This window comes from Gordonia rhizosphera NBRC 16068 (assembly GCF_000298195.1).
In the GTDB taxonomy this organism is placed as follows: Bacteria; Actinomycetota; Actinomycetes; order Mycobacteriales; family Mycobacteriaceae; genus Gordonia; species Gordonia rhizosphera.
On record NZ_BAHC01000197.1, the window covers coordinates 28,228 to 55,057 of the forward strand.

Sequence of the window (26,830 nt, forward strand, 5' to 3'; positions counted from 1 at the left end):
AACCATCACCGCGCAGTACCCTTTGACCCGAGGAGACACCCATGTCCATCACCACTCCCGAAGACCCCACCTATCCGGTCCGCATCGTCGGCGCCGCGATCCGCGACCTCGACGCCACCATCGTCGGCCCGGTGCTGATCGCCGGCGATCCCGGATACGACGACGAGATCGCCGGGTTCAACGTCGCCAACGTGCTGACCCCGGAGGTCGTCGTCGGTGCCACGAACGCCGATGACGTCGCCGCAGCCGTCCGGTACGCCCGTGCCAATAACCTGCGCATCGGTGTCCGGGCCACCGGTCACGGTCCGATCCCCGAAGGCCGCGGCTACATGGTCATCACCACCTCCCGGATGAACGACGTCACCGTGGACCCCGTCGCCAAGACCGCCCGGGTCGGTGCCGGCGCCCGGTGGCGTGACGTCATCGCCAAGACCGCGCCCCACGGCCTGGCCGGCATCTCCGGCTCGTCGTCGTCGGTCGGCGTCGTCGGCTACACGCTCGGCGGAGGACTGAGCCCCCTGGGACGCCGTTTCGGCTTCGCCGCCGACCGAGTCCGGAGCATCGAGGTCGTGACCGCCGACGGAACGGTCCGCACCGTCGACGCGGGCGCCGGCTCCGACTTGTTCTGGGCCCTGCTCGGTGGCCGTGACGGCTTCGGGATCGTCACCGCGCTCGAATTCGAGGTGGTCGAGCTGGCCACCCTGTACGGGGGTGGCATCTTCTTCGCGGCCGCCGCGGCGGAGAACATCCTGCATGCCTGGCAGCGCTGGGCCCCGAACCTCCCCGAGGAGGCCGGCACGTCAATCGCGATCCTGCGACTGCCGCCGGACCCACAGCTGCCGCTGCCGCTGCAGGGTCAGACCGTGGTCCATCTGCGATTCACCTACGTCGGCGACCCTGCGGTGGGTGCCCAGCTGCTCGAACCCATGACCACGACGGGGCCGGTCCTGTTGCAGAACATCGACGTGATACCCGCCGCCGCACTCGACGCCGTGCACATGGACCCTCCGGGTCCGCTGCCCAGCGTCGAACATGGTGATGGGCTCAGCGAGTTGCCGTCCGAGGCGGTCGACGCCATTCTGGCCGCCGTCGGTCCCGACGTCGTGAGCCCGCTCGCGATCGTCGAGGTCCGCAGGCTCGGCGGGAAGCTCGCGACCCCTCAGGGCATACCGAACTCCGTGACGGGTCGTGACGCGGAATATGTCGTGCTCGCCGTCGCCGTCCCCGACGGCCCGCTCGGCGACCTCGCCGGCCCGCATCTCGATGCCGTCGCCGGCGCGATCGCACCGTGGGCCTCGAGCGGTTTGCTCAACTTCGCCGGGCGCCGGTCCTCGGCCGAGCTGCCCACGCTCTGGTCCGAGCGAGATCGCGTCCGTCTCGCGGAGATCCGCCGCCGCCACGATCCCACCGGAGTCTTCGGCCGGGGCATCTGAATCGGGGTTCCCGCCCCTCGTGGCTCGCCCGCTCGCACCTCGGGGACCGGGTACCCACCCGCTCCCCGAGGTGCGCCGGTGCGCCCCACACTTCTGGGATGGACATCTGACCTGCACGGACGGAGACTTGTCACCATGACCTCAGCCCTGACCGCCGAACGGGTTCGGCGCGATATCGACGTCCTTGCGCACGCCGGTCTCGGTGTCGACGAGTTCCTCGGCGAGGCGATGGCATCCCTGGCGCGTGCCGTGCCTCATTCGGGGGCGTGCGCGGCAACCGTTGATCCGAACACCCTGCTGTTGACGAGCGCACGCAAGTACGGGTCGCTGCTCGGCCAGAACAGCCACGACGACGAGTGGGGACTGATCGAGTACGGCTGCCCGGAAACGACCTCTTTTCGTGAACTCGCGCTCTGCGGCCTCGATGCGATCGGGATGCACGAACTGACCTGCGGCAAGCCCGGCATCTCACCCCGGATGACCGACTTCATGGCGCCGCACTTCGATTTTCGCGACGAGGCACGGCTGATCGTCCGGGACAACTCCCAGGTCTGGGGCGGCTTCGCGCTGTTCCGCGACCGCGGCGAGAAACCTTTCGATGCCACCGAGATCGAGTATCTTCGAACGCTGTCCCAACCGATGGCGCTCGGTATGCGAACTGGGCTGCTCGCGACGATCGTCGCCGAGCCGCAGACGACTCCGTCCGGCCCGTGCGTACTCATCGTCGACAGCAACGACCAGATGATCCAGATGAGTGCCGGAGCCGACGAGCGCCTCGACGACCTGCTGGCCGGGAGGAACAGCGGTGCGGTGACCACCGTGATCAGTGCGCTGGTGGGTGCCGCACGACGGTACGGCCGCGGAGAGACCGATGTGCCGCCGCGGCTGCGGGTTCGGGGTGCCTCGGGGATGTGGCTCGTCGTCCACGCATCACCGCTGTCGGCCGCCGAGGGCCGCGTCGGCGAGGTCGTCGTGACGATCGAGGAGGCACGCCCGCCGGAGATCGTTCCGCTGGTCGTGGCCGCCTTCGGGCTCACCGCCCGGGAGCGCGACGTCACCCAGATGGTGCTGCAGGGCATCGCGACCAAGGACATCGCGGCCACCCTGCACGTCTCGGCGTACACCGTCCAGGACCACCTCAAGTCGATCTTCGACAAGGCCGGCGTCCGCAGCCGCCGCGAACTCATCGCCCGGGTCTACTTCGATCAGTACGCCCCACGGCTCAACGACCCGCTGACGTCGTCGGGTTCGTTGGCGTAGCACAGTAAGCCGCGTCGCGATCATCCGGAGTGCGGTTCGTGTCCCGTACGAACGTGCCACGATCGTCGTGGCGATCGACACCTCCGAATCGTTCGGCCATCTTGGCCGATCACCGGTCCTGGCAGCGGAATTGGCCTCGCTGCAACCCTGCGCTGGTTCGCCTCTCTCGTCTGAGACTCTCGTCCGACCGTACTGTCCAACAAATAATCTCGCCCATGACGCGCACTGACGGACTCGGGACACCGGCCGGCCCGGTCGGTCCTGCTGCCGACGGCCTGCATCCTGATCAGTGGCATCGTCGGCGCGGGCCGGTGTCGTCGCGAGCTCGACGGTGGCTTCTGGTCAACGGTTCTCAGGATCCTCGGCACGCCACCGCCCGCAGCGATCCTCGGCGAGAGCACATCGCTGCGCGTCGGTCAGCCGGTCATCACTGTCGGGCCCCCACTCGGCCTGGCGAGCACCGTCACAACGTGGGAATGGGTTTCGCCATCCCGATGAACGGCGCCGTCGCGACGGCTGAACGGATCATCGCGAACAGTTGAGCACTCTCCGACGCCGCCCAACGGCTGTGCCGGCGCCGGAGAGTCAGGGGTCGAGGGACACTGCCGGCGCCTCGAGATCGCGCGCGGCCGCCCAGCTCGCCAGCAGGACGAACTTCTCTGCCGTCTCACTGCCCTCCTCTGCCGAGTAGGTCGTGATCGACAGACCGTGCTCGCCGGGCAACTCCAGCACATCGTAGGTGACGTCGAGGTCACCGACCTCCGGGTGCCGATACCTCTTGCGCCCGGTGCGGTGTTCGTGCACGTCCTGCTCGGCCCAGCAGATTCGGAATTGTGGGCTGCGAACCGACAACTCACCGACGAGCGCGGTCAGATCCGCGTTGAGGGGGTCGCGTCCGGCCTCGAACCGCAACATCGCCGCGGTGAGGCTGCACGCCAGACGCCAGTCACCGAAGAAGGCGGGAGCCCGTGAGTCGAGGAAGATGAATCGGGCCATATTCGGCTGCTCGGTATCGAACATCGGCGCGAACATCGCCCGGCCGAGCAGGTTCGAACCGATGATGTCCTGACGCGTGTTGTACACCAGCGCGGGCACGGTCATGCTGTCGAGTACCCGCTGCACCGACGTGCGCACCGAGGTGCGGGCCCGCTCCGGGTTCCGCCGGCCGGCGCCGGCGGAAGCAGCACGCGCGAGGTCGAACAGGTATGCCCGCTCCACACCGTCGAGCTGCAAGGCCGTGGCGATCGCGTTGAGGACACTCTCGGATGCGGTGCGGATCTTGCCGCGCTCGAGCTTGGTGTAGTAGTCGACGCTCACGCCCGCGAGCATCGCGACCTCTTCCCGGCGCAGCCCCGGCACACGCCGGTCCTCCGAGCGGGCGGGAAGTCCCGCCCGCTCGGGTGTGATGTTCGCGCGCCGGGCGATCAGGAACTCGCGCACGTCGTCTTTCGTGCTCATGATCCTCCCAGGGTACGTCGGTCGTGAACGCCGACCGGTGGCATCGGGAACCGGGCTCAGAGGGTGAGCAGGACCTTGGTCGCCCGTCTCTCATCCATCGCCCGATAACCCTCGGCGGCCGCTTCCAACGGCAGGGTCAGGTCGAAAACCTTGCCCGGGTCGATCTTGCGATCCCAGATGAGCGCGATCAGATCAGGCAGGAAACGGCGTACCGGCGCCGGACCACCCAGGGTGTGGATGCCCGCGAAGAACAGTTCGATGCCGGGGATCTGAACGTCGTAGTTCACGCCCACGTAGCCGAGGTGGCCACCGCCGCGAGTGGCGCCGACCGCCTGCATGAACGACTCCTGGGTGCCCACCGCCTCGACGACCGAGTGCGCGCCGAGCCCACCGGTCAGTTCCCTGATCTTCGCTACTCCGGCGTCGCCGCGTTCGGTGACGATGTCGGTTGCACCGTAGTGGCGGGCGAGTTCCTGGCGCCTGGGGTGGCGGGACATGGCGATGATCCGCTCCGCCCCCAGCTGCTTGGCGGCCAGGATCGCCATCAGCCCGACCGCACCGTCACCCACCACCGCAACCGTCTTTCCGGGGCCCGCCTGGGCGGCGACGGCGGCAAACCAGCCGGTGCCGAGCACATCCGAGGCGGCGAGGAGATCCGGGATCATCGCCGGGTCGGGCTCTCCCGGGGTCTTGACCAAAGTGCCGTCCGCATACGGGATACGCGCCTTCTCCGCCTGGGTACCGATCGTCTGTGCGACGAACTCCGCGTGCACGCACTTGGACTGGAAACCTGCCCGACAGATCTCACAGGTGTTGTCGGAGATCACAAACGAACCGACCACGAAATCGCCGGGCGCGACGGTCTTCACCTCCGCGCCCACCTCCTCCACCACACCGACGTACTCGTGGCCCATCACCTGATGGTCGGCGGGCTCCACGCCCCGATACGGCCAGAGGTCCGACCCGCAGACGCAGGTCGCCGTCAGGCGGATGATCGCGTCGGTCGGTTCGATGATCCGCGGATCAGGGCGCTCCTCCACCCGCACGTCGCCCGCCGAATACATCACCACTCCACGCATTGAACTCTCCTGTCGCGTCCGGTCGGCCTCTGTGCCGCCGACCTTTCACCGTCAATGCAACCGCCCTTGGGCGCTGTGTGGGAGGGCACGTTGTGACCCCCCAGATCAGTCACCCCCCGACGATCCGCACCGCCACCTCGGCATACACCCGGCCCAGCGCGACCGGATCGTCGTGGGTCCGCGACGGGAACCAGCGGCACACGTCCACGCAGAGCGAGGACACCGCGAGGACGGCGTCGTCGGGGTCGTCGACCGAGAACTGCCCGGACTCGACACCCCTGCGCACGATGTCCGTCAGCACCGCGGTGGTCTCGCGGCGGATCGCGGTGATGGCGCGATAGTGCTCGCGGGTGAGCCCGTGCAGTTCGTACTGCACGACCTTGGCGAGGTCGTGGCGTTCGGCCTGCCAGCGAGCGAACTCCCCGACGACGGCCCGCAGCCGGTCGGCGTCGGGAAGCGACTCGTCGTCCACAGCGCGCAGCGCGGCGAGCACCCCGCGGTGCCCCTCCAGCGCGATCGCGTAGAGCAGTTCCTCTTTCGACCGGTAGTGCGGGTACATCGCGGCCGCACTCATGTTGAGGCGCTTGGCGATCTGTCGCGTGGACGTGCCGCCGTAGCCGACCTCGGCGAACGAGGCGATCGCCGCCTGACGGATGCGTTCGGCGGCCGCGGACTCACCCGCGCGACTCCGCGTCATCTCGCCTCCCGCTCATCTCAACGGATTCGGCCCGGTTGACCTGATCGCACTGTACGGTGCATCATAAGCGAGCGCTTATGAAATGAGCGAATGCTTAGATTCGGAGGAGTCCCATGGCCACCCCCCTGTCACGACGCGATCTCGAGTTCCTGCTCTATGAGTGGCTCGACGTCGAGAAGCTGACCGCCCGGGAACGGTTCGCCGAGCATTCGCGCGAGACCTTCGACGCCGTGCTCGAACTGAGCGAGGACCTCGCCACCAAGTGCTTCGCCCCGGTCAACAAGCTCGGTGACCAGAACGAGCCCTACGTCGGCGACGACGGCAAGGTCGTGCTGCCCGCCGAGATCGGGTCCGGTATCGCCGAGTTCGTCAAGGCCGGGCTGATGGCGAGCTCGTTCGACGAATCGCTCGGCGGCATGCAGTTGCCCACGGTCATCAACCGCGCTTCGAGCGCCTGGTTCCAGGCCGCCAATGCATCGATGTCGTCCTATGCGTTCCTGACCGTCGGCAATGCGAATCTGCTGGCCGAATACGGGACGCCCGAGCAGATCGACACCTGGGTACGCCCCATGGTCGAGGGCCGTTTCTCCGGCACCATGTGCCTCTCCGAACCGCAGGCCGGGTCGTCGCTCGCCGACATCACCACCAAGGCCGAGCCGATGGCAGACGGCACCTACCGGATCACCGGCACCAAGATGTGGATCTCCGCCGGCGACCACGAACTGACCGAGAACATCGTGCACCTCGTGCTCGCCAAGGCCCCCGGCGGCGGCCCCGGCGTCAAGGGCATCTCGTTGTTCATCGTGCCGAAGTACCTGGCCGACGGCACCCGCAACGACGTCGCGCTCGTCAGCCTCAACCACAAGATGGGCAACCGGGCCACCACCAACACCCTGCTCAACTTTGGCGACGGAACATATTCCCCCGCAACCGAATCCGGCGCTACAGAAAACCCGCCCGCTCACTCCGTTCCCGGCGCGGTCGGATACCTCGTGGGCGAGGAACACCGCGGCCTGAGCTACATGTTCCACATGATGAACGAGGCCCGCATCGGCGTCGGATTCCTGGCCACCTCCATCGGGTACGCCGGCTACCTCGCATCGCTGGAGTACGCAAAGGTCCGCACCCAGGGCCGTCCCGTCGACCAGAAGGATCCCACCAGCAAGCCGGTGCCGATCATCGAGCACGCCGACGTCAAACGCATGCTGCTCGCACAGAAGTCCTACGTCGAGGGCGCCCTCGCGCTGGGCCTGTACTGCAGCACCCTCGTCGACGAGGAACTGACCACCACCGGCGCCGACCGCGACCGCGCGACCCTGCTGCTCGACGTCCTCACCCCGATCACCAAGAGCTGGCCGTCGCAGTGGTGCCTGGAGGCGAACAACCTCGCGATCCAGGTACACGGCGGATACGGCTACACCAAGGAATTCGACGTCGAGCAGTACTACCGCGACAACCGGCTCAACGCGATCCACGAGGGTGCGCACGGCATCCACGGCCTCGACCTGCTGGGCCGCAAGGTGACGATGCAGGGAGGTGCCGGACTCGCACTGTTGGTCGAGACCATCGCGACGAGCATCGAGCGCGCCTCCGCCGACGACGCGACCGCCACGTACGCTGCCGAGCTGCGATCCTCGCTCGACCGGCTCGTCGAGGTGACGGCGAAGGTCTGGTCCGCCGGCGATCCGTCGCTCGCCCTGGCCAACGCGACCGCCTACCTCGAGGCCGCGGGTCATATCGTGATCGCATGGATGTGGCTCGAGCAGCTGCTCGCGGTCGGAGACAAGAGCGGCGACTTCTACGACGGCAAACGTGCTGCCGCGCAGTACTTCTACCGGTACGAGCTGCCGAAGACCGGGCCGCAGCTGGACCTGCTCGAGGCGCTCGATCGCACCACCCTGAACACGGACCCGGCCTGGCTCTGAGCCCCGCCTGGTAGTGAAGAACGTCTGGTAGTGAAGAACCCGACACCGATCGAAGGAGAGAAGCACGTGAGCGTACTGGATCTGTTCGGCTTGACCGGCAAGGTCGTCATCGTCACCGGCGCATCGTCGGGGCTCGGGGTGTCGTTCGCCAAGGGATTCGCCGAGGCCGGTTGCGACATCGTGCTGGCCGCGCGGCGCGCCGATCGGCTGGCGGAGACCGCGGCGGCGGTGGAGGCGTTGGGCCGCAAGGCATTGACGGTGCCCGCCGACGTCGCCGACCCCGACCAGTGCCAGGCCGTCGTCGACGCCGCGATGGAGACCTTCGGCCGCGTCGACGTACTGATCAACAATGCCGGTGTCGGCACCGCGTTCCCCGCCACGCGGGAGACCCCTGAGCAGTTCCGGCAGGTCATCGACGTCAACCTGAACGGGTCGTACTGGATGGCACAGGCGTGTGGCCGGGTCATGCAACCCGGCAGCGCGATCGTCAACATCTCGTCCATCCTGGGCATCACCACCGCCGGCCTGCCGCAGGCCGCATATGCCGCCAGCAAGGCCGGAGTGATCGGGTTGACCCGCGACCTGGCCCAGCAATGGGGTTCCCGTAAGGGAATCCGCGTCAATGCGATCGCGCCGGGATTCTTCGAGAGCGAGATGACCGACACCTATGACGAGGGCTACCTCGACACGCAGATGCCCCGCGTCCTCCTCGGCCGGATGGGTCGGGGTGAGGAACTCACCGCCACCGCCATCTGGCTCGCGTCGGCGGCCGGTGGGTACGTGACCGGACAGACCATCCCCGTCGACGGCGGCATCACCGTTACGTAGCCACCCGAGGGTCACGGGAGGGTCGGATTCGGGAGGGGCGCAATGCGTTACGTCGCGGTTGGCGACAGCTTCACCGAAGGTGTGGGCGATGAACCGTTCGGCGACGAGATCCCCCGCGGCTGGGCGGATCTCGTCGCCGCCGGGCTGACGGCGAAACATGACGCCGTCGAGTACGCCAACCTCGCGGTGCGCGGGCGGCTGCTCGAACCGATCGCGACCGACCAGATCGACGCCGCGCTCGCACTGGCACCCGCGCCGACGATGATGACCTTCAACGGCGGCGGCAACGACACACTGCGACCCGGCATCGACCCGCAACGCCTGCTCGACATGATCCGCACCGCGGTACGACGCAGCCGCGACGCCGGCATCCACGTCGTCGTGCTCGCGGGGCCGGATCCCTCCGGCGGCCTGCCGTTCGGGGACACGATCCGACGACGCTGCGCGTATCTGACCGACGAGGTGGGTTTGATCGCGGCCGATGAGGAAGTGGACTTCGTCGACGTGTTCCACGACGACGAGATCCGCCATCCCGGCTACTGGTCGGCGGACCGGCTGCACCTGAACGAGATCGGTCATCGTCGGGTCGCGGGCCTCGTGCTGGCCGCGCTCGGTATCGACGACCCGTCGCTGACCACCACGACGCCGATGGGTCCGCATCCCGCGCGGACGCTGTCCGATGAGGTGCGCTTCTATCGCGATCACTTCGCACCGTGGCTGGGCCGACGGCTGCGGCGCGGGACACCTGGCGACGACCGCTCCGCCAAGCACCCCACCTGGGTCACGCTCCGCCCTTCTCCACACTGACGCGCCGTCCCCGCCGCAGACCCACGGTTCCTCCCCCCGGAAGTCAGGTCGTCCGGGCCTTGCAGGGGGGCGATCCGACTTCCGGCGGACGAACCGTCCAGGATGGGTGACCGCGTGGGCCGAGTCGGATAGGCTCGGGGACGTGCCAGCGTGGAGCCCGCTCGAGTGGCCGGTGATGCGGCAGGTGCGGTCCGGTGACCTCTTCGGCCGCGGCCCGGCCGTGACGTCGGCGACGACCCGACGCACCGAACCGCGGACGGCCACCGCCGACCGCGTCGTGGCAAGCGTCTGCCCGTTCTGTGCCGTCGGCTGCGGGCAGAAAGTGTTCGTCAAAGACGAGAAGGTCGTCGGGATCGAGGGTGACCCGGACTCCCCCATCTCCCGCGGGCGGCTCTGCCCGAAGGGTGCGTCGAGCGAGCAGCTCGTCAATAACCCCCTGCGGCAGAAGAAGATTCGTTACCGCGCCCCGTATGCCACCGAGTGGGCAGACCTTGACCGGGATACCGCGATCGACATGATCGCCGACCGGTTCGTCTCCTCCCGGCGCAACGGCTGGCAGGACGTCGACGATCACGGGCGGCCGTTGCGCCGCACGATGGGCATCGCCTCGCTGGGTGGGGCGACCCTCGACAACGAAGAGAATTACCTGATCAAGAAGCTCTTCACCGCCGCGGGTGCCATCCAGATCGAGAACCAGGCGCGTATATGACACTCCTCCACGGTTCCCAGTCTGGGGACCTCGTTCGGACGGGGCGGCGCCACGCAATCGCTGCAGGACATGGCCAATGCGGATTGCATCGTGCTCATCGGCGGAAACATGGCCGAGGCGCACCCGGTGGGCTTCCAGTGGGTCAGTGAGGCGAAGGCGCGCGGCGCCCGGGTCATCCACGTCGACCCACGGTTCACACGCACGTCCGCGGTGGCCGACCGGCATATCTCGATCCGCGCCGGGTCGGACGTCGTGCTGCTCGGCGGGCTGATCAACCACATGATCTCTCGCGAGCGGTACTTCCGCGACTACGTGGTCGCCTACACCAACGCCGCCACCCTGGTGAACACGGATTTCCGTGACACCGAGGACCTCGACGGCCTGTTCTCCGGCTTCGATCCCGAGACCGGGCACTACGACCAGTCGACGTGGACCTACGCCGACGCAGACCGCGACGACACGCTGAGTGATCCGCGGTCGGTGTTCCAGATCGTGAAACGCCACTATTCGCGGTACACCCCGGAGATGGTGAGTGACATGTGCGGCATCTCGGTCGAGGAGTTCACCTACCTCGCCGAGTCCATCGCCGACAACTCCGGGCGTGAGCGCACGACGTGCTTCGCGTATGCCACCGGGTGGACACAGCACACCCTCGGCGCACAGTTCATCCGCGCCGCGGCCATCCTTCAGCTGCTGATGGGCAACATCGGTCGGCCGGGCGGCGGCATCATGGCGCTGCGCGGTCACGCGAGTATCCAGGGCTCCACCGACATCCCCACCTTGTTCAACCTGCTGCCCGGCTATCTGCCGATGCCGTCGGTCGGCAAACACGACACCCTCGCCGACTATCTCGCCGCGATCGCGTCCCCGCACCAGAAAGGGTTCTGGGCCTACGCCGAGGACTACACGGTGAGTCTGCTCAAGGCGTGGTTCGGCGACGCCGCCACCGCGGAGAACGACTGGGCCTTCGACTACCTGCCGCGGCTCAACGGTCCCGCGGGCACCTACCAGACGACGGTCGACATGCTTGACGACAAGGTCGAAGGGTACTTCCTGCTCGGCCAGAATCCGGCGGTCGGGTCGGCCAACGGTCGTCAGCAGCGTTTCGCGATGTCGCACCTGAAATGGCTGGTGGTGCGGGACCTCAACATGATCGAGTCGGCCACCTGGTGGAAGGAGGGACCGGAGATCGACTCGGGTGAGATGCGCACCACCGACATCGGCACCGAGGTCTTCTTCCTGCCCGCAGCCACGCACGTGGAGAAGGCCGGATCGTTCACCCAGACCCAACGGATGGTGCAGTGGCGCCATCAGGCCGTCGAGCCGCCGGGCGACGCGCAGAGCGAGATGGACTTCTTCTACGAACTCGGCAAGCGCATCCGCGAGCGTCTGGCCGAGTCGGGCGACGAGCGCGACCGGCCGCTGCTCGACATGACATGGGATTATCGTCTCGACGAGCACGGCAACCCCGATCCCGAAGCCGTGCTCTCGGAGATCAACGGCCATCACGTGTCGGGAACCGATGCGGGCACCAGTCTGTCGTCGTACACGCAGTTGAAGAGCGACGGCTCCACGGCATGCGGCTGCTGGATCTACGCCGGCGTCTATACGGATTCGACCAATCAGGCGGCACGTCGTGTTCCGGATGGCGGGCCGTCGGTGAGTCAGTCCGAATGGGGCTGGGTGTGGCCGGCCGATCGTCGCATCATCTACAACCGCGCCTCGGCCGACCCCGACGGCAACCCGTGGAGTGAACGCAAACGCTATGTGTGGTGGGATGCCGGCCAGGGCAAGTGGACTGGGCACGACGTACCCGACTTCCCGGTCGACAAGGACCCGCACTCCCGCGGGGACCGGGATCGCGGCGGGGCCGACGCGCTGGCCGGCGACGATCCGTTCATCATGCAGTCCGACGGCAAGGGGTGGCTGTTCGCGCCGAAGGGTCTCGTCGACGGCCCGCTGCCGACGCATTACGAGCCACAGGAATCGCCCGTCGCGAATGCCCTTTACCATCAACAGCAATCGCCGTCACGAGTGATCTTCGCGCGCACCGACAACATGGACGCACCGAGCGCCGGTGAGCCCGGGACCGAGGTGTATCCGTACGTGTTCACGACCTACCGGCTGACCGAACACCACACCGCGGGCGGGATGAGCCGCTGGTCGCCGTATCTGGCGGAGCTGCAGCCGGAGATGTTCTGCGAGGTGTCACCGGCGTTGGCCGCCGAACGGGGTCTGGTCAACGAAGGCTGGGCGACGATCATCTCGGCCCGCGCGGCGATCGAGGCGCGAGTGCTGGTCACCGACCGGCTCAAGGCCCTGAGGATCAACGGGCGCAGCGTGCATCAAGTGGGTCTTCCCTACCACTGGGGCGTGGGTTCGGACGCGGTGGTCAGCGGTGACGCCGCCAACGACCTGATCGGCGTCACGCTCGACCCGAATGTGCAGATCCAGGAATCCAAGGTGGGGTCCTGCGACATCATCGCAGGACGGCGACCGACCGGGCAGGCGCTGCTCGATCTGGTACGTCAGTACCAGGAACGAGCCGGAGTGACCACCGAGACCGACAACATCCGGATCACCAGGAGGCGCAGCTAAATGGGCCAGCTGTCCGGTCCCACCGACCCGACCGCCGACGCGGCTTGGGGCGACGACGAGCGTGCGCGTAAGGGGTTCTTCACCGACACGTCGATCTGTATCGGCTGCAAGGCCTGCGAGGTCGCCTGCAAGGAGTGGAACCACAACCCGCGCGACGGCGACCTGGAACTGACCGGCATGTCCTATGACAACACCGTCGCGCTCGGCGCGAGCACCTGGCGGCATGTGGCGTTCATCGAGCAGGACCGCGACCGGATCACCGCGGCCCGCGAATCCGGTCGCGCCCTGGTCGATCTCGGTATGCCGCAGGTCGGTTCGACCGATGACGCACCGACGCAACCGGATACCACCCCACCGGACACGCCGGAGTTCCGGTGGCTGATGTCGTCGGATGTGTGCAAACACTGCACGCATGCGGGCTGTCTGGACGTGTGCCCCACCGGGGCGCTGTTCCGCACCGAGTTCGGCACCGTCGTCGTGCAGGACGACGTGTGCAACGGCTGCGGGACGTGTGTGGCCGGGTGCCCGTTCGGGGTCGTCGAGCGTCGCGCCGACGGCACCGCCGCACCGACAACTCGCCAGGGACACCGCAAGGGTGAACAACCCCCGGTGCCGAAACGCGGTGTCGCACAGAAGTGCACCCTCTGCTACGACCGACTGGTCAACGACCAGACCCCGGCCTGCGCGCAGACCTGCCCGACGACGTCGATCAAATTCGGCGACCACGACGACCTGGTCGAGAAGGCCCGGGCCCGCGTGTCGGCACTGCACGCCGAGGGGATGACCGAGGCGCGGCTCTATGGCGCCAATCCCAATGACGGTGTCGGTGGCACCGGCTCGGTGTTCCTGCTGCTCGACGATCCCGAGGTGTACGGCCTGCCACCGGACCCTCGGGTGTGCACCGCGGACCTGATGACAATGTACAAGCGCGCCGGGATGGCGGCGGCCGGGATGCTCGCCGCCGCCGCGATCTCGTTCCTGACCGGAGCACGACGGTGACCTCCGAGTTCGACGCCTTCCGCCCGCCGGAACCGCAACGCCGACGGCGCGGCGGCAAGCGACTCGCCCGTCGTCGGTCAACCCTTCCGGCCGACGGTTCTCGTGAGATGTCGATGGTTCCGGAGGCCGAATTCTCCTCGTACTACGGCCATCCTGTCGTCAAACCGCCGCCGTGGGGACACGAGGTCGCGGCCTATCTGTTCCTCGGTGGGGTCGCCGGGGGTTCCGGCGTGCTCGCCGCCGGGGCGCAGCTCCGCAGCCAAACCCGGCTGCGCCGCAACGCACGGTTGAGTGGGATGACGGCCGTCGGGCTGGGTGCCGTCGCCCTGGTCGCGGATCTCGGTCGGCCGGACCGCTTCTACAATATGCTGCGCACCTTCAAGGTGACCTCGCCGATGAGTGTCGGCTCCTGGATCCTGTCCGCCTTCAGCGGCGCGCTCGGGGTTGCCACCGCGGCGGAGATCGACCGGATGACGGGGCAACGGTTACCTCTCGGTCCACTGCGCGGGGCGTTGCGGGCCGCGGAAGGGCCGGCCGGGATCGCCGCGGGTATCGCCGGGCCGCCGCTGGCCGTCTACACCGCCGTGCTCCTCTCCGACACCGCCACACCCACCTGGAATGCGGCGCACCGGGATCTGCCGTTCGTGTTCGTCTCCTCGGCGAGCCTCGCCGCCTCCGGCCTGGCGATGGTGACGACCCCCGTCGATGAGGCGGGTCCGGCGCGCACCCTGGCCGTCCTCGGCGTCATCGGAGACGTGGCGGCGACGAGGTTCATGGAGCGGCGGATGGATCCGGTGGCGGCCGAACCGCTTCATCACGGCCATGCCAGGAAAATGCTTCAGGCCAGCGAGGAACTCGCGGTGGCCGGTGGGATCGGCGCGCTGTTCGGCGGGCGGTCGCGCAAGGTGTCGGTGTTGTCCGGTCTGGCCCTCCTCACCGCATCGGCGCTCACCCGCTTCGGCGTGTTCGAGGCCGGCATCGAGTCGGCGAAGGATCCGCGCTACACCATCGAACCGCAGAAGCGTCGACTCGCGGAGCGACGCGCGGCCGGGATCGTCGACGACTCCATCACCACCGTGGACTGACGCACCACCGATCGACTCGGCAGCGATTGCGAGCGACGCGCCCCGTAATGAGCGAGCTCGCAAGCGTCTCGAAGGGCGCTCGCAACCCGAAAGCCGCACACACACAGCGGGTTGCAGCGTTGTTGCGTGGAGCGCGTCGCAACGCGGCACGCGCCCCATTGCGCGTATCCGTCGACGCACGCGATGCCGTTGCTCTGCGCCGAGAGCATCCTCGTAGCGCTGCACAGTTGACGGCCATAATCTGTCACACCCGCACGGTAAGATTTCTTTGTTTGAGCCGATCTTTCTGATGAAAACTGTTGCCGCGCAGCGAAATAGACTCATCAGAACCATTGTCTTCGAACAGGTGTTCGACTAATATGGGGGCATGCCAATCGACACCCTGCTCCCCACCGTCCGTGACCTGACCATCACCTCCGACGCCACCGGCCGCGAGGTGTTCGACACCACCAAGATCCTGATGGGGCTGCGTAACGTGGTCGACCACCAACTCGCGGTGCATGCCGGTGCGCTGGATCGGTTGGGGGTGGCACGGCAGACCGGCGGCAAAACCCGGGCCCTGCTGATCGAGATGGGTGCCGCACCCACGGTGGCGGATCGGTGGCTGCGGATCGCCGCCGCGCTGGAGTCGTTGGAGCGGGTCGCCGCCTACAGCGGGGATGGGGTCTTCTCCGGTGAACACGTCGACGCGTTGGTCCGCGGGATGGGGCATATCGAGAAGAGGTCGCCCGAACCGTTGAGCGAGGTCTCACGCATCGAACACCAACTCGCCCTGATCGCCCAGGCGTTTGCCGGGGCCACCCCGCGCGAGGTGCTCGCCACCGCCCGCACGCTCGGGAACCAGATAGCCGACGAGCAGGGTGGGGCCCCGGCCGGTGACGACCGGACGATCAACGAGTGGGCGACCACGCCGACCGATGACGGGCGGTTGGAGGTCTCGGCAAACCTGGACATCGTGATCGGGGAGAAACTGGTGTCGGCGATCGCATCCCTGGCCGGCAAACGCCCTGAACCCGACGGCTCCGAGGATGCCCGCAGCGCCGGGCAGCGCCGTGCGGATGCGTTGGAGATGATCCTGGATGCCGCTGCACGTGCCGCCGGGTCGGGGGTCACCGACCTGGTGGCCGCACCGAAAACCCAGCTGAATCTGACCGTCCCGGCCGACACCCCCGATGCGGCAGCCCTGCAGTGGCTGGGCCCGATCTTGCAGACCCTGGCGTGTGATGCCACCGTCACGGCGATCATCGTCGACGGCGAGAAGGTGCCGTTGGACATGGGACACCCCCAACGCCTGTTCACCCACCACCAACGCCGGGCGTTGATCGTCCGCGACCAGTCGTGCGTGAAATGCGGTGCGGCAGCAGGATATACTGTCTGCCACCACATCGCCCATTGGGCTGACGGGGGGCCCACCGATCTGGACAACGGATGCCTACTGTGCACCTCGTGCCACGCCCAAATCCACGCTAGCGGCTGGGACATCATCATGGGCGCCGACCGCCATCCCTGGCTGCTCCCACCCGTCGAACAGGACCCGAACCGCACCCCGATACCGGCCTACAACCGCCGAACCATGCGCCTGGACGGGGTCGCCGCCTGACCCGAATATGACCGAGAAGAACTGACCAGCAGCACCTTTCGCCAAACCTGACCGGCGACCCGGATCGACTCCGGGACGCACACGAACCTTGAGAACTCCACAGTGTGAGAAATAGAGGGGACCGGTGTGCTCGCCGGACGGGTATCCGACGGGCACACCGGTGCCGACAACTCGGAACGCGGCGTGATCCGCTGGCGGTGGACGAACCGCACCGCAACCGTTCCGGTAAACCGCGCCAACTCATCGAGTCGTTCAGCGAATGTTGATGCCTGCGCCGGCAACCGTCTCCCCGATCACCGGATACCCCGGCACCTCACCGATCAGCAGCAGCCCGCCGGAGGTCTGCGCGTCGGCGAGGAAGAGCAGATCGTCGTCGGTGATCCCACCACCCACCTGTAGGTGGGGCCGTACCCAGTCGAGGTTGCGCCGTGTGCCGCCGGAGACGTAGCCGTCCCGGAGCGCGTCGAGGGCACCGTCGACCGCGGGGACCGACGATCGGTCGATCACCGCGCCGATCTCCGAGGCTCGGCACAGCTTGAACAGGTGACCCAGGAGACCGAAGCCGGTGACGTCGGTGCCTGCGGCGACGTCTGCACGCAGCGCCGCGGCCGACGCGTCCCGGTTGAGCGTGGTCATCACCTCGACGGCGGCGTCGAAGGTCTCGCCGGTCTGCTTATGCCGATTGTTGAGCAGGCCGACCCCGATCGGCTTGGTGAGGGCGATCGGTAGGCCGGGTTCGGCGGCATCGTTGCGGATCAACCGGTGCGGATCGGCGACACCGGTGACCGCCATCCCGTACTTGGGTTCCGGATCGTCGATGCTGTGCCCGCCGATCACCGGGCAGCCCGCCTCGGCCCCGATGGCGAGTCCGCCGCGCAGCACCTCGGTCATCAACTCCATCGGCAGCCGATCCCGCGGCCAACCGACCAGGTTGATCGCGACGACCGGATCGCCGCCCATGGCGTAGATGTCGGACAGCGCATTCGCGGCGGCGATGCGTCCCCAGTCGTAGGCGTCGTCGACGACCGGGGTGAAGAAGTCGGCGGTGGACAGCACTGCGAGATCGTCGCGGACCCGGACCGCCGCCGCGTCGTCGCCGTCGTCGACCCCGACGATGATGTCGCCGCCCGCCTGCCCGGTCAGCCCGCGCACCGCATCCTCGAGCTCGCCCGGCGGGATCTTGCAGGCGCAACCTCCACCATGCGCGAAGCCGGTCAGTCGGAGAGTCCGGAGATCATCGGATGTTGTCATCACGTCCGAGAGTAAAGCCCGCCGCGATTCGCTAACTTGGGAACGGTCGATCGTCCACGAGCGGCAGGGAGGCGTCCGGGTCCTGGTGGGCCCCCCGGTCTTCAAAACCGAGGAGGTCGAGTATCTCGGCCTGGCGGGTTCGATTCCCGTCCGCCTCCGCCACACGGCGCAGGAGAGCAGGAGGTGACGTGACCGACGTCGACCCGCGACGCCTGATCCCACGAACCGATCATCTGATGGCGCTGCCGGAGGTCGCCGCCGCCCGGGAACGTTTGGGCGACACCCGGATCCGTACGGTGATCCGCGACCTGCAGGACCGCGCCCGCCGCGGTGAACTGCCACCGGAGCAGGTGTCCCGCGCGGTCGTCGACCGGCTGGGGTCGACACCGAGCACGAGCCTGCACCCGGTGCTGAACGCGACCGGCGTCATCGTCCACACGAATCTCGGTCGGGCACCGCTGTCGGAGGCGGCCGTCGCGGCGGTCGCGGCGGCGACCGGTTACGTCGATGTGGAACTCGACCTCGCTACCGGGGCACGGTCGCGGCGCGGTGCGGCGACCCGGGACGCCCTGCTTCGGTCCTGCCCGGCCGCGCAGGATGCCCTTGTGGTGAACAACGGTGCGGCCGCGCTGGTCCTCGCGACGACGGCGCTGGCGCGCGACCGCGAGGTCGTGATCAGCCGCGGCGAGATGATCGAGATCGGAGCCGGATTCCGGCTCACCGACCTGATGGCGTCGACGGGCGCACGGCTGCGGGAGATCGGCACCACCAACCGCACCCACCTGCACGACTACGCCGACGCCATCGACGACGACACCGGCTGTGTGGTCAAGGTGCACCCCAGCAACTTTCGCGTCGAGGGATTCACCAGCGCGGTGCCCCTGCCCGACCTGCACCACCTGTGCCGTGAACGGCGCGTCCCCCTGGTCGTCGATCTGGGCAGCGGCCTGCTCGCACCCGATCCACTACTCCCCGACGAACCGGATGCCGCTACCGCGCTGGCCGCCGGCGCCGACCTCGTGATCGCGAGCGGCGACAAACTGCTCGGCGGCCCGCAGGCCGGACTGCTGCTCGGCACCGCCGAACTGATCGGTCGACTCGCCCGGCACCCGCTGGCCCGCGCGGTCCGCGCCGACAAGCTCGCGCTGGCGGCGCTGGAGGCCACACTGATCGGTCCAATCCCGCCGGTGACCCGATTCCTGCATGCCGACCCCGAACACCTTCACCGACGTACCGATAGGCTCGCCGCCGCGGTCGGAGCGCCGGTGGTTCCGCACGACGGCCGGGTCGGCGGGGGCGGTGCGCCGGGCGTGCCGCTCCCGGGCTTGGCGGTGCGGCTACCCGAGGCGGCGGCGAAGGCGTTGCGGCTCGGCGACCCGGCGGTCCTGGCCCGCGTCCACGACGGCGCGTGTCTGCTCGATCTGCGCTGCATACCCGACGCCGACGACGATCGACTGACCGATGCCGTACAGCGGGCGCTGACCTCGATCGGCACCAGGGACTGAGATGTTCGTCCTCGCCACCGCCGGTCACGTGGACCACGGCAAGAGCACCCTGGTGCGGGCCCTGACCGGCATCGAACCCGACCGCTGGGCGGAGGAACGTCGTCGTGGCCTGACCATCGACCTCGGGTTCGCCTGGACGACGCTGCCCTCCGGCGCGGACGTGGCCTTCGTCGACGTACCCGGGCACGAACGCTTCCTGCCCAACACGCTCGCCGGGCTCGGGCCCGCCCCGACCGTGATGTTCGTCGTCGCGGCCGACGACGGGTGGCAGGCCCAGTCCTCGGAGCACCGCGACGTCGTCACCGCGCTGGGTGTCGACCACGGACTGATCGTGCTCGCCAAGTCCGACCGGGTCGCTGCCGGCCGGCTCGACGAGGTGGCGACGACGGTCCGCGCCGAACTCGCGCACACCGGCCTGGCCGACGCACCGATGGTCGCGGTGTCGGCCACGACCGGTACCGGCCTGGACACCCTGCGCGCCACCATCGACGATGTGCTGCGCTCCGCACCCCCGCCACCCGACGGCGGCCGCGTCCGCCTCTGGGTCGACCGTGCGTTCAGCGTGACCGGCGCCGGCACCGTCGTCACCGGAACCCTGACCTCGGGTCGGATCACCGTCGGCGACACCCTCGACCTGCTCGGCGAGGATGCACGTACCGTCACCGTCCGCGGACTGCAGAGCGAAGGCCGGGCCATCGCGACGGCCGGCCCGGTGAGCCGGGTCGCGGCGAACCTACGCGGTGTCGCCGCCGACGACGTGTGGCGCGGCATGGCCCTGGTCAGCCGGGACACCTGGCGGACCACGACCCTCATCGACCTCCGACGCGTCAGCGGGCCGTCGTTCGACGAGATCCCGGCACGCATCGTCGCGCACCTGGGCACCGCATCGCTGCACGTCCGGCTGCGCCCACTGGGTGACGAACACGCACGACTCACCCTCGACCGCGCGCTGCCGCTGACGGTCGGCGACCGCATCGTGCTCCGTGACCCCGGCAGTCGACTGATCGCCGGCGGGCTGGTGCTCGACACCGAACCGCCGGAGTTCCGACGGCGCGGCGACGCGTCGCGCCGTGCGACCGCACTGCACACGATGACATCGTCGGGTGACCTGGCCGCGGAGGTGAACCGGCGAGGTGCGGTTCCCGAGGAACATCTGCGCCACCTCGGCCTGCTCGACGTTCCGGCTGCGGACCCACCGCACGGTGTCCGCGTCGTCGGGCGATGGTGGCTGGCCGAATCCTCGTGCACCGCATGGGCTGCGGAGCTGCGGTCCGCGGTCACCGATCTCCTCCGCGACGACCCCCTCACCGCCGGCCTGTCGCACGGAGCCGCCCGCGATCTGCTCGGGCTGCCCGACGACGCACTGGTTGCCGTCGTCGCTGCCGACGCCGGCCTCGAGTCCGTCGGCGGACACCTCACCTTGCCGGTCCGGGACTACGGACTCGGGCCGGCCGAGGACGCCGTCGTCGCACTGGAACGACGACTCGCTCAGCGGCCGTTCCACGCCCCCGAAGCCGACGATCTCAGCGCGCTGGGTCTCGGCCCCCGAGAACTCGCCGCGGCCGAACGGACCCGACGACTGCTGCGCCTGCGCGACGGCGTGGTCCTGCTGCCGTCGGCACCGGCGCAGGCCATGCGCACCCTCGTCGGCCTCGAACAGCCGTTCACGACCAGCACCGCACGCCAGGCGCTCGGCACCACCCGACGCGTGGTAATCCCGCTCCTCGAACATCTCGACGCACGCGGCTGGACGCGGCGCCTCGACGCCGGTCATCGCGAGGTCGTGCGTTAGGTGGTGCTGTTCGGAAATTCGTCCGGGGTATTTCGGTGGAGCGATGGGCGACTGGCAAGGCGGAGGAGGGAGCGATGACAGCGTCATCGTGACCGACGACAACGCCGGCAGTCGTTCATCGAACGCCGAAGACCCCGACGAATTTCCGGACAGGACCACCAAGGGGCCGCGTCGACAGCACCTACACTGGCCGACAATGGACCCGTCACCGTCACTGTTGTTCCGCGAACCCGTGAACCGGGTGGATCGACGCGCGATCACGATGTGGCGGATGACGCCGTTGATCCCCGGCATCGTCGTGCTCGCGGCGTGTGTCGCACTCGGAGCGCTGGTCGATCCGGCGCGCTGGCCCGCCGTCGCCGCGGCACTCGTCACCATCGTCCTCACGGCGTTCTTCGTAGCGGTGGTTCCGCTGTGGCGCTTTCGGTTTCACCGATGGGAGATCACCGACGACGCGATCTACACACAGTCCGGTTGGTGGGTCCGCTCGCGGGTCGTCATCCCCATCGCCCGAATCCAGGTCGTCGACACCACCGCCGGACCCATCGAGCAACTGCTCGATCTCGCGACGCTCACCGTCACGACGGCATCGTCGGCGGGCACCATACGGATCGTCGGGCTCGACGCCGAGGTCGCACGGTCCGCCGCCGCCGACGTCACCATCCGTACCCAGGCGCACACCGATGACGCGACCTGACCGGATCGACGGCGACTGGCGCGACGACCACGAGCACGAATGGCATCGGTTGTCGCCGTGGATGATCGCGGTCAAACCGGTCGAGCAGCTGCCACAGCTCATCCCCCTGTTCCTCGCCATCGCCTTCGCCGGCCGTGGCGCCCCGGATCTGACCCTGATCATCACACTCGTCGCGCTCCCTCTGGTCACCGTCGTACCCTGGCTGGCGACCCGATATCAGGTCACCGCCGAGCACGTCCGGCTGCGCCACGGAGTCCTCACCCGTACGACGGCCACCGCCCGCCGTGACCGCATCCGCAGTGTCGATCTGACCGCCTCGCCGCCCCATCGGATCCTGGGACTGCAGAAGGTGCGGATCGGAACCGGCGGTGACCGCAAATCATCCGTCGTGGAACTCAACTCGATCCCGGCGGTCGATGCCGAGAGACTCCGAAGACACCTGATGGCCACGGCCGTACGGACGTCACCCGGTGTCACGGGCTCCGTCGAAGACACCGACTCCGGCGCGGCCCGACCGGGATCGGTTGCCGCGCCGGACGTGTTGGCGCGGTTCCGTCCGGCCTGGTTGCGCTTCGCACCCTTCTCACTGGCCGGTTTGGCGACCGTCGCCGCGCTCGTCGGCCTGGGTTTCCAGGCCGGCTACGAGGCCGGACTGTTCGAACGGGGCGCCACCGCCGCAGAGCATGCCGCCGACCGCATCCTCGACATCGGGGTGCCGATCGTCGTGAGCGCGGGCATCGTCGTGGTCGTCGCGGCCGGCGCGCTGGTGTCGGTGGCCGCCTACCTGCTCGCGTTCTGGGGATTCACTCTCACCCGCACCCCCGACGACGATCGGCTGCACTTGCGGCGTGGCCTGCTCACCACCATCGCGACCAGTCTCGACGCGCACCGGGTCCGTGGCGTACACCTGCACGAGCCGATCCTGATGCGTCCCGTCCGGGGCGCCCGGCTCAATGCGATCGCCACCGGTTCGAGTAAGAAACCGCTGCTGATGCCACCCGCACCCGCGGCGGAGGTGATCGGGGTGGGTCAACTCGTCACACACGAGGGCGACGAACTCACCGTCGGATTGCGTCGTCACGGCCACGGCGCCCTGACCCGGCGGCTCACTCGCGCGCTCTGGTCGGGGGCGGTCCTCGCGGTCGCACTGGTCGCCGCAGTGGCGGGTCCGCTGACCTGGCCGTGGCTGATCCTCGGGGCAGCGGTGATCGTCGGTGCGGTCGTGCTCGGTGTCGTCCGTTATCGCAATCTCGGCGTCCGGGTCACCGACCGGGCGGTGGTCATCGCTCCGCCGCGTGTCGCTCGGCACCGCTACGTCGTCGACCGCGACGGCGTCGTCGGGTGGGCGACGTCGGCCTCGTTCTTCCAGCGCCGACGCGGTGTCGAGACCCTGACCCTGGCCACCGCGGCCGGTGACGAGGCCTACGCCGCGGTCGATCTCACGCCCGAAGACGCGACCGGCCTCATGTGCACCGTCTCCCCCGACCTGGTCGGTCCCTTCGTCGAGCGCAACTGAGACAATCGACCAACTTTTGTGAGACGATTTGTCAAATCAGTCCCACGCGCCCACATGGAGGTGGTAGACCTCAGTAACAGTCAGTACTGACTGATTCCGAGGGGGTCCCCATGACCAGCAACGACGCTGAAGTCTGCCGACGATCTGTGCTGACGGGAGCGGCTGCGGCGGCCGTGCTCGCCGGCACCGCCGTCGCCCTGCCGAATGTGCGCGTGCCCTCGGCCAACGCGGTCCCGCGTCCCGGCGCCGCGCGGGGACGGGAGGTGGCGGTCTTCGGCGGCGGGATGTCGGGGCTGGCCGCCGCGCAGGAACTCATCGAACGCGGGTTCCGGGTCACCGTCTACGAACCCACCTACCTCGGTGGGAAGGCCCGCAGCCACGACGTGCCCGGCACCGCCCGGGGCGGCCGCAAGGCGTTGCCCGGCGAGCACGGGTTCCGTTTCTTCCCCGGCTGTTATCAGCATGTTCCCGAGACGATGGAACGCATCCCGCTGCCCGGCGGCGGCAACGTCAAGGACCGTCACCTGATCAGCGTGGAAAGCGCGATCGTCGCCTTCGGCCAGTCCGGTTACGCCCCGCTCGCGGCACCCGCATCGGTGATCGGTGCCGTGCAGCACCTGCCGGCCCTCACCACCCTGGACAACGTCCGCAACGCGTTGACCACCGGGCTGAAGTTCGTGATCGACATCCCGCCGACCGAGCTGGCCTATTTCGTCAACCGCGAACTCATCATCGCCACGAGCTGCACGGAGCGCCGTCTGGGCCAGTGGGAAAAGCAGTCGTGGATGGAGTTCGTCAAGGCGAAAGGGAAGTCGGCGGCCTACGAGCGCTATCTCGCGGGCGCCCTGACCCGGGCACTGGTCGCGGCGAAGTCGCACACCGCCTCGGCGCGGACCATCGGTCAGATCGGACTGGCCCTGGCGACCTCGGCCACCGGTCTCATCGGACAGTACGACGCCGGGCTGGTCCTCGGCGGGATCGACAAGATCCTCAACGCCCCCACCAACCACGCCTGGATCGACCCGTGGGTGGCCTATCTGCGACGCCGCGGGGTGCGATTCGTGCTCGGTGAGGGGGTTGCGGAGTTTTCGGTGGCGCAGGGCCGGATCGCCGGTGCTCGGCTGATGTCAGGTCGCACGGTGACCGCGGACTGGTATGTCTCCGCCATCCCGATGGACCGGCTCAAACCGTTGCTGACCCCGGCGCTCGTGCACGCCGACCCTTCGCTGGCCCGTATCCGTCGGCTGCAGGACGACTGGATGGTCGGGATCCAGTACTTCATGTCGCGGCGGTCGACCCTGCCGCCCGGACATATCGCGGCGATGGGCACACCGTGGGCACTGACCGGCCTGTTCCAGGCACAGCCGTGGAATGTCGACTTCGCCGCCACCTACGGGGACGGCCGCGTTCACGATTGCCTGTCGATCGACATCTCCGACTGGGACACCCCCGGAATCCTCTACGGCAAGAACGCCAAACAGTGCACCCGACGCGAGATCGCCCGTGAGGTCTGGGCGCAGATGAGCCGGGCCATGAACGGTGGCGGCGAACGCCTGCTGCGGTCGGAGGACATCGTCACCTGGTCGCTCGACCCGGGGGTCACCTGGTCACCGACGATCGCCAATGCCACCCCGCTCATGGTCAACACCGCGAACTCCTACGCCGACCGCCCGACGGCCTATACGAAGATCCCCAACTTCTTCGTCGGCGGCGACCACGTACGCACCAACATCGACCTCGCGACGATGGAGGGCGCCAACGAGTCCGGGCGCCGGGTGGCCAACGCGATCCTCGACGCCGCCGACAGTCCGGCCCCACCGGCCGTGGTGCATCCGTTGTGGGAGCTTCCGCTGTTCGACCCCCTCAAGCAGATCGATCGGGATCGCTACCGGGCCGGTCTGCCACACATTCTGGACGTGTAGCGGCGGCCGCAGGTGGGCGCCGTGGACGCCCGCTGGCCTACGATTCGACGATGCATCCGTCACCGGCAGCGCGGCCTGGTCAGCAGCAGCGCGGCGATGCCACCCGGACCCGCATCCTCGATGCCGCCATCCGCGTGCTCGTCAACCGAGGCTACGCACACACCAGCACGCTGGCCATCCAGGCCGAGGCAGGGGTGAGCCGCGGACGGCTGCTGCATCACTTCCCGTCGCGGGACAAACTGCTGATGGCGGCCGTCGACCATCTGGCGCGTACTCGCATCCAGGAGATGCCCGCGCAGGTGGAGTGGCCGAAAAACCCCGCCGCCCGCATCGGTCCCGCGATCGAGATCGGGTGGTCCACGTTCCATCAGCCCTACTTCGTCGCGTCGATGGAACTGTGGATCGCCGCGCGGACCAACGAGCAGCTGCGCAGCGCATTGCTGCCCACAGAACGTCGGCTCGGACCGACCGTGCGGCAGGCCGTCGCAGGATTCCTCGGCGAGGAGCTGACGTCGCGTCCGCGGTATGCCGATCTGTATCCGTTGCTGCTGTCGAGTATGCGTGGGGTCGCGGTGACCTACCTGATCGATCGGCGCGATCCGACGACCGATCCACACCTCGATCTGTGGAAGGCAATGACGCGGAGCTACCTGCTGTGAGCTGCCGTGGCGGAACGCCGAGCGCCATAGCATGAAGCCATGACCCCTGCCCAGCTGCGCGCATTCGTCGCGATCGTGCGGGCGGGGTCGGTGAAGCAAGCCGCCGCAGAGCTCGGCCTCACCGAGCAGGCGGTGTCGATGCACGTGGCAGCGCTCCGCAAGAGTCTCGGTGACCAACTCTTCAGCCGGACACGCTCCGGTCTCGCGTTCACGCCGGGCGGGCTGCGACTTGCGGCGCGTGCGGTGGAGATTCTCGGGCTGCAGGATCAGACGGTCAGTGAGGTCGGGGCCGCCGCCGGTGGGCGACGGACCATCCGGCTCGCCTCGTCGAGCCTGTTCGCCGAGCATGCGGCGAGCGGGCTGATCGATCTGTTCACCAAACGTGCGAAGGATCTCGAGGTCGAGCTGAGCGTGCACTCACCGGACCAGTTCGCGACCCTGCTCGCCTCCCGCGCCGTGGACGTCGCGATCGGTCCGACCCCGCTCGACGCGGAGGTGACCGAGAACGGCCACACGCTCACGACCAAGGAGTTCCTCACCTACGACATCGAGGTGATGGCCGCGCCCACGCATCCCTTCACACAGCGTCGGGCCAGCCCGGAGGAGCTCGCCCACGCAACGTGGAATCTCGGCCCGTCGGCCGCAGCAGGCCACGACGCCATACCCGAGATGCTCGTTCGGCTCGGCATACCTGACGACTGCCAGCGAATCTTCCAGAGTGATGCCGCCGCGTGGGAGGAGACCCAGCGCGGCACCGGACTGACCCTCGCGCCGACGTTCGCGGTGCGCGCCGACCTGCACACCGGCCGCTTGGCCCGGGTATCCGGTACGGACGTGAATCGACGCAACACCTGGAGTGCGATGACCCTCGCGCACGACCCCACCCGCACGGCCAGTGAACTCATGAGGTTCGTCGGTTCACCGAAAGCAATGCAGGCGATGTTGCGCGGATCCGGTGTGCCGGTGAAGAACTTCCGTCCGGCCGTCTACGTCACGCTGTGGCATTGATA

At 68.4% G+C, this 26,830-nt stretch carries 20 protein-coding genes and 1 tRNA gene; 17 read left to right on the top strand and 4 right to left on the bottom strand.

The window, feature by feature from the left end; translation table 11 throughout:
* Positions 1–41 precede the first annotated feature (41 nt).
* Positions 42–1,433 (top strand): FAD-binding oxidoreductase, encoded by a 1,392-nt coding sequence (locus GORHZ_RS23735; protein ID WP_006337593.1) that lies wholly within the window; start codon positions 42–44, stop codon positions 1,431–1,433.
* Between the two features lie 135 nt (positions 1,434–1,568).
* The gene (locus GORHZ_RS23740) at positions 1,569–2,693 is read left to right on the top strand and encodes a helix-turn-helix transcriptional regulator (RefSeq protein ID WP_006337594.1); all 1,125 of its coding nucleotides are present in this window, start codon (positions 1,569–1,571) and stop codon (positions 2,691–2,693) included.
* A gap of 585 nt (positions 2,694–3,278) precedes the next feature.
* Here GORHZ_RS23740 and GORHZ_RS23745 read toward each other — a convergent pair.
* The 3 genes from GORHZ_RS23745 to GORHZ_RS23755 form a co-directional block, all read right to left on the bottom strand.
* Positions 3,279–4,151 (bottom strand): helix-turn-helix transcriptional regulator, encoded by an 873-nt coding sequence (locus tag GORHZ_RS23745; RefSeq protein ID WP_006337595.1) that lies wholly within the window; start codon positions 4,149–4,151, stop codon positions 3,279–3,281.
* Between the two features lie 56 nt (positions 4,152–4,207).
* On the bottom strand, positions 4,208–5,230 hold the full coding sequence (locus GORHZ_RS23750; protein WP_006337596.1) for a zinc-dependent alcohol dehydrogenase family protein: 1,023 nt from the start codon (positions 5,228–5,230) through the stop codon (positions 4,208–4,210).
* Positions 5,231–5,339: 109 nt separating this feature from the next.
* Positions 5,340–5,927: a TetR/AcrR family transcriptional regulator gene (locus GORHZ_RS23755; protein WP_006337597.1), complete on the bottom strand. Its 588-nt coding sequence runs from the start codon at positions 5,925–5,927 to the stop codon at positions 5,340–5,342.
* 113 nt (positions 5,928–6,040) lie between these two features.
* Here GORHZ_RS23755 and GORHZ_RS23760 point away from each other — a divergent pair, with 113 nt between their 5' ends.
* The 7 genes from GORHZ_RS23760 to GORHZ_RS23795 all read left to right on the top strand — a co-directional run bounded on the left by GORHZ_RS23760 (position 6,041) and on the right by GORHZ_RS23795 (position 16,478).
* The gene (locus tag GORHZ_RS23760; RefSeq protein ID WP_006337598.1) at positions 6,041–7,852 is read left to right on the top strand and encodes an acyl-CoA dehydrogenase; all 1,812 of its coding nucleotides are present in this window, start codon (positions 6,041–6,043) and stop codon (positions 7,850–7,852) included.
* A 66-nt stretch (positions 7,853–7,918) separates the two neighbouring features.
* Entirely contained in the window at positions 7,919–8,680 is a 762-nt protein-coding gene (locus GORHZ_RS23765; RefSeq protein WP_006337599.1) for an SDR family NAD(P)-dependent oxidoreductase, read from the top strand.
* Positions 8,681–8,722: 42 nt separating this feature from the next.
* Positions 8,723–9,487 carry an SGNH/GDSL hydrolase family protein gene (locus GORHZ_RS23770; protein ID WP_006337600.1) on the top strand — a complete coding sequence of 255 codons (765 nt, stop codon included), beginning with the start codon at positions 8,723–8,725 and terminating at the stop codon, positions 9,485–9,487.
* A gap of 142 nt (positions 9,488–9,629) precedes the next feature.
* Entirely contained in the window at positions 9,630–12,794 is a 3,165-nt protein-coding gene (gene fdnG / locus GORHZ_RS23780) for a formate dehydrogenase-N subunit alpha (RefSeq protein WP_006337601.1), read from the top strand.
* Entirely contained in the window at positions 12,795–13,793 is a 999-nt protein-coding gene (locus GORHZ_RS23785; protein WP_006337602.1) for a 4Fe-4S dicluster domain-containing protein, read from the top strand.
* Positions 13,790–14,878 carry an NrfD/PsrC family molybdoenzyme membrane anchor subunit gene (nrfD, locus tag GORHZ_RS23790; RefSeq protein WP_006337605.1) on the top strand — a complete coding sequence of 363 codons (1,089 nt, stop codon included), beginning with the start codon at positions 13,790–13,792 and terminating at the stop codon, positions 14,876–14,878. The genes GORHZ_RS23785 and nrfD overlap by 4 nt, the downstream gene beginning before the upstream one ends.
* Positions 14,879–15,245: 367 nt before the next feature.
* On the top strand, positions 15,246–16,478 hold the full coding sequence (locus tag GORHZ_RS23795) for an HNH endonuclease signature motif containing protein (RefSeq protein WP_006337606.1): 1,233 nt from the start codon (positions 15,246–15,248) through the stop codon (positions 16,476–16,478).
* A gap of 252 nt (positions 16,479–16,730) precedes the next feature.
* On the opposite strand, the gene selD is transcribed toward GORHZ_RS23795, so the two are convergent.
* Positions 16,731–17,729: a selenide, water dikinase SelD gene (gene selD, locus GORHZ_RS23800; RefSeq protein WP_040533222.1), complete on the bottom strand. Its 999-nt coding sequence runs from the start codon at positions 17,727–17,729 to the stop codon at positions 16,731–16,733.
* Positions 17,730–17,796: 67 nt separating this feature from the next.
* On the opposite strand from selD, the gene GORHZ_RS23805 reads away from it, so the two are divergent.
* From GORHZ_RS23805 to GORHZ_RS23840, 8 genes are all read left to right on the top strand, one after another.
* Positions 17,797–17,891 (top strand) — tRNA-Sec (locus GORHZ_RS23805).
* Positions 17,892–17,917: 26 nt separating this feature from the next.
* Complete coding sequence (gene selA / locus GORHZ_RS23810) at positions 17,918–19,234, top strand: L-seryl-tRNA(Sec) selenium transferase (protein ID WP_006337608.1); 1,317 nt, start codon at positions 17,918–17,920, stop codon at positions 19,232–19,234.
* Position 19,235: 1 nt separating this feature from the next.
* Entirely contained in the window at positions 19,236–21,026 is a 1,791-nt protein-coding gene (selB, locus tag GORHZ_RS23815) for a selenocysteine-specific translation elongation factor (RefSeq protein ID WP_006337609.1), read from the top strand.
* 196 nt (positions 21,027–21,222) lie between these two features.
* On the top strand, positions 21,223–21,723 hold the full coding sequence (locus tag GORHZ_RS23820) for a PH domain-containing protein (protein ID WP_040533259.1): 501 nt from the start codon (positions 21,223–21,225) through the stop codon (positions 21,721–21,723).
* Positions 21,710–23,239, top strand: a complete 1,530-nt coding sequence (locus GORHZ_RS23825) for a PH domain-containing protein (RefSeq protein ID WP_006337611.1) — start codon at positions 21,710–21,712, stop codon at positions 23,237–23,239. Before GORHZ_RS23820 ends, GORHZ_RS23825 begins: the two co-directional genes overlap by 14 nt.
* 110 nt (positions 23,240–23,349) lie before the next feature.
* Complete coding sequence (locus GORHZ_RS23830; protein WP_051999051.1) at positions 23,350–25,161, top strand: hydroxysqualene dehydroxylase; 1,812 nt, start codon at positions 23,350–23,352, stop codon at positions 25,159–25,161.
* A gap of 50 nt (positions 25,162–25,211) precedes the next feature.
* Positions 25,212–25,820, top strand: coding sequence for a TetR/AcrR family transcriptional regulator (locus GORHZ_RS23835; protein WP_006337616.1), 609 nt, complete (start codon positions 25,212–25,214; stop codon positions 25,818–25,820).
* 39 nt (positions 25,821–25,859) lie between these two features.
* Positions 25,860–26,828 carry a LysR family transcriptional regulator gene (locus GORHZ_RS23840; protein ID WP_006337617.1) on the top strand — a complete coding sequence of 323 codons (969 nt, stop codon included), beginning with the start codon at positions 25,860–25,862 and terminating at the stop codon, positions 26,826–26,828.
* Positions 26,829–26,830: the final 2 nt, after the last annotated feature.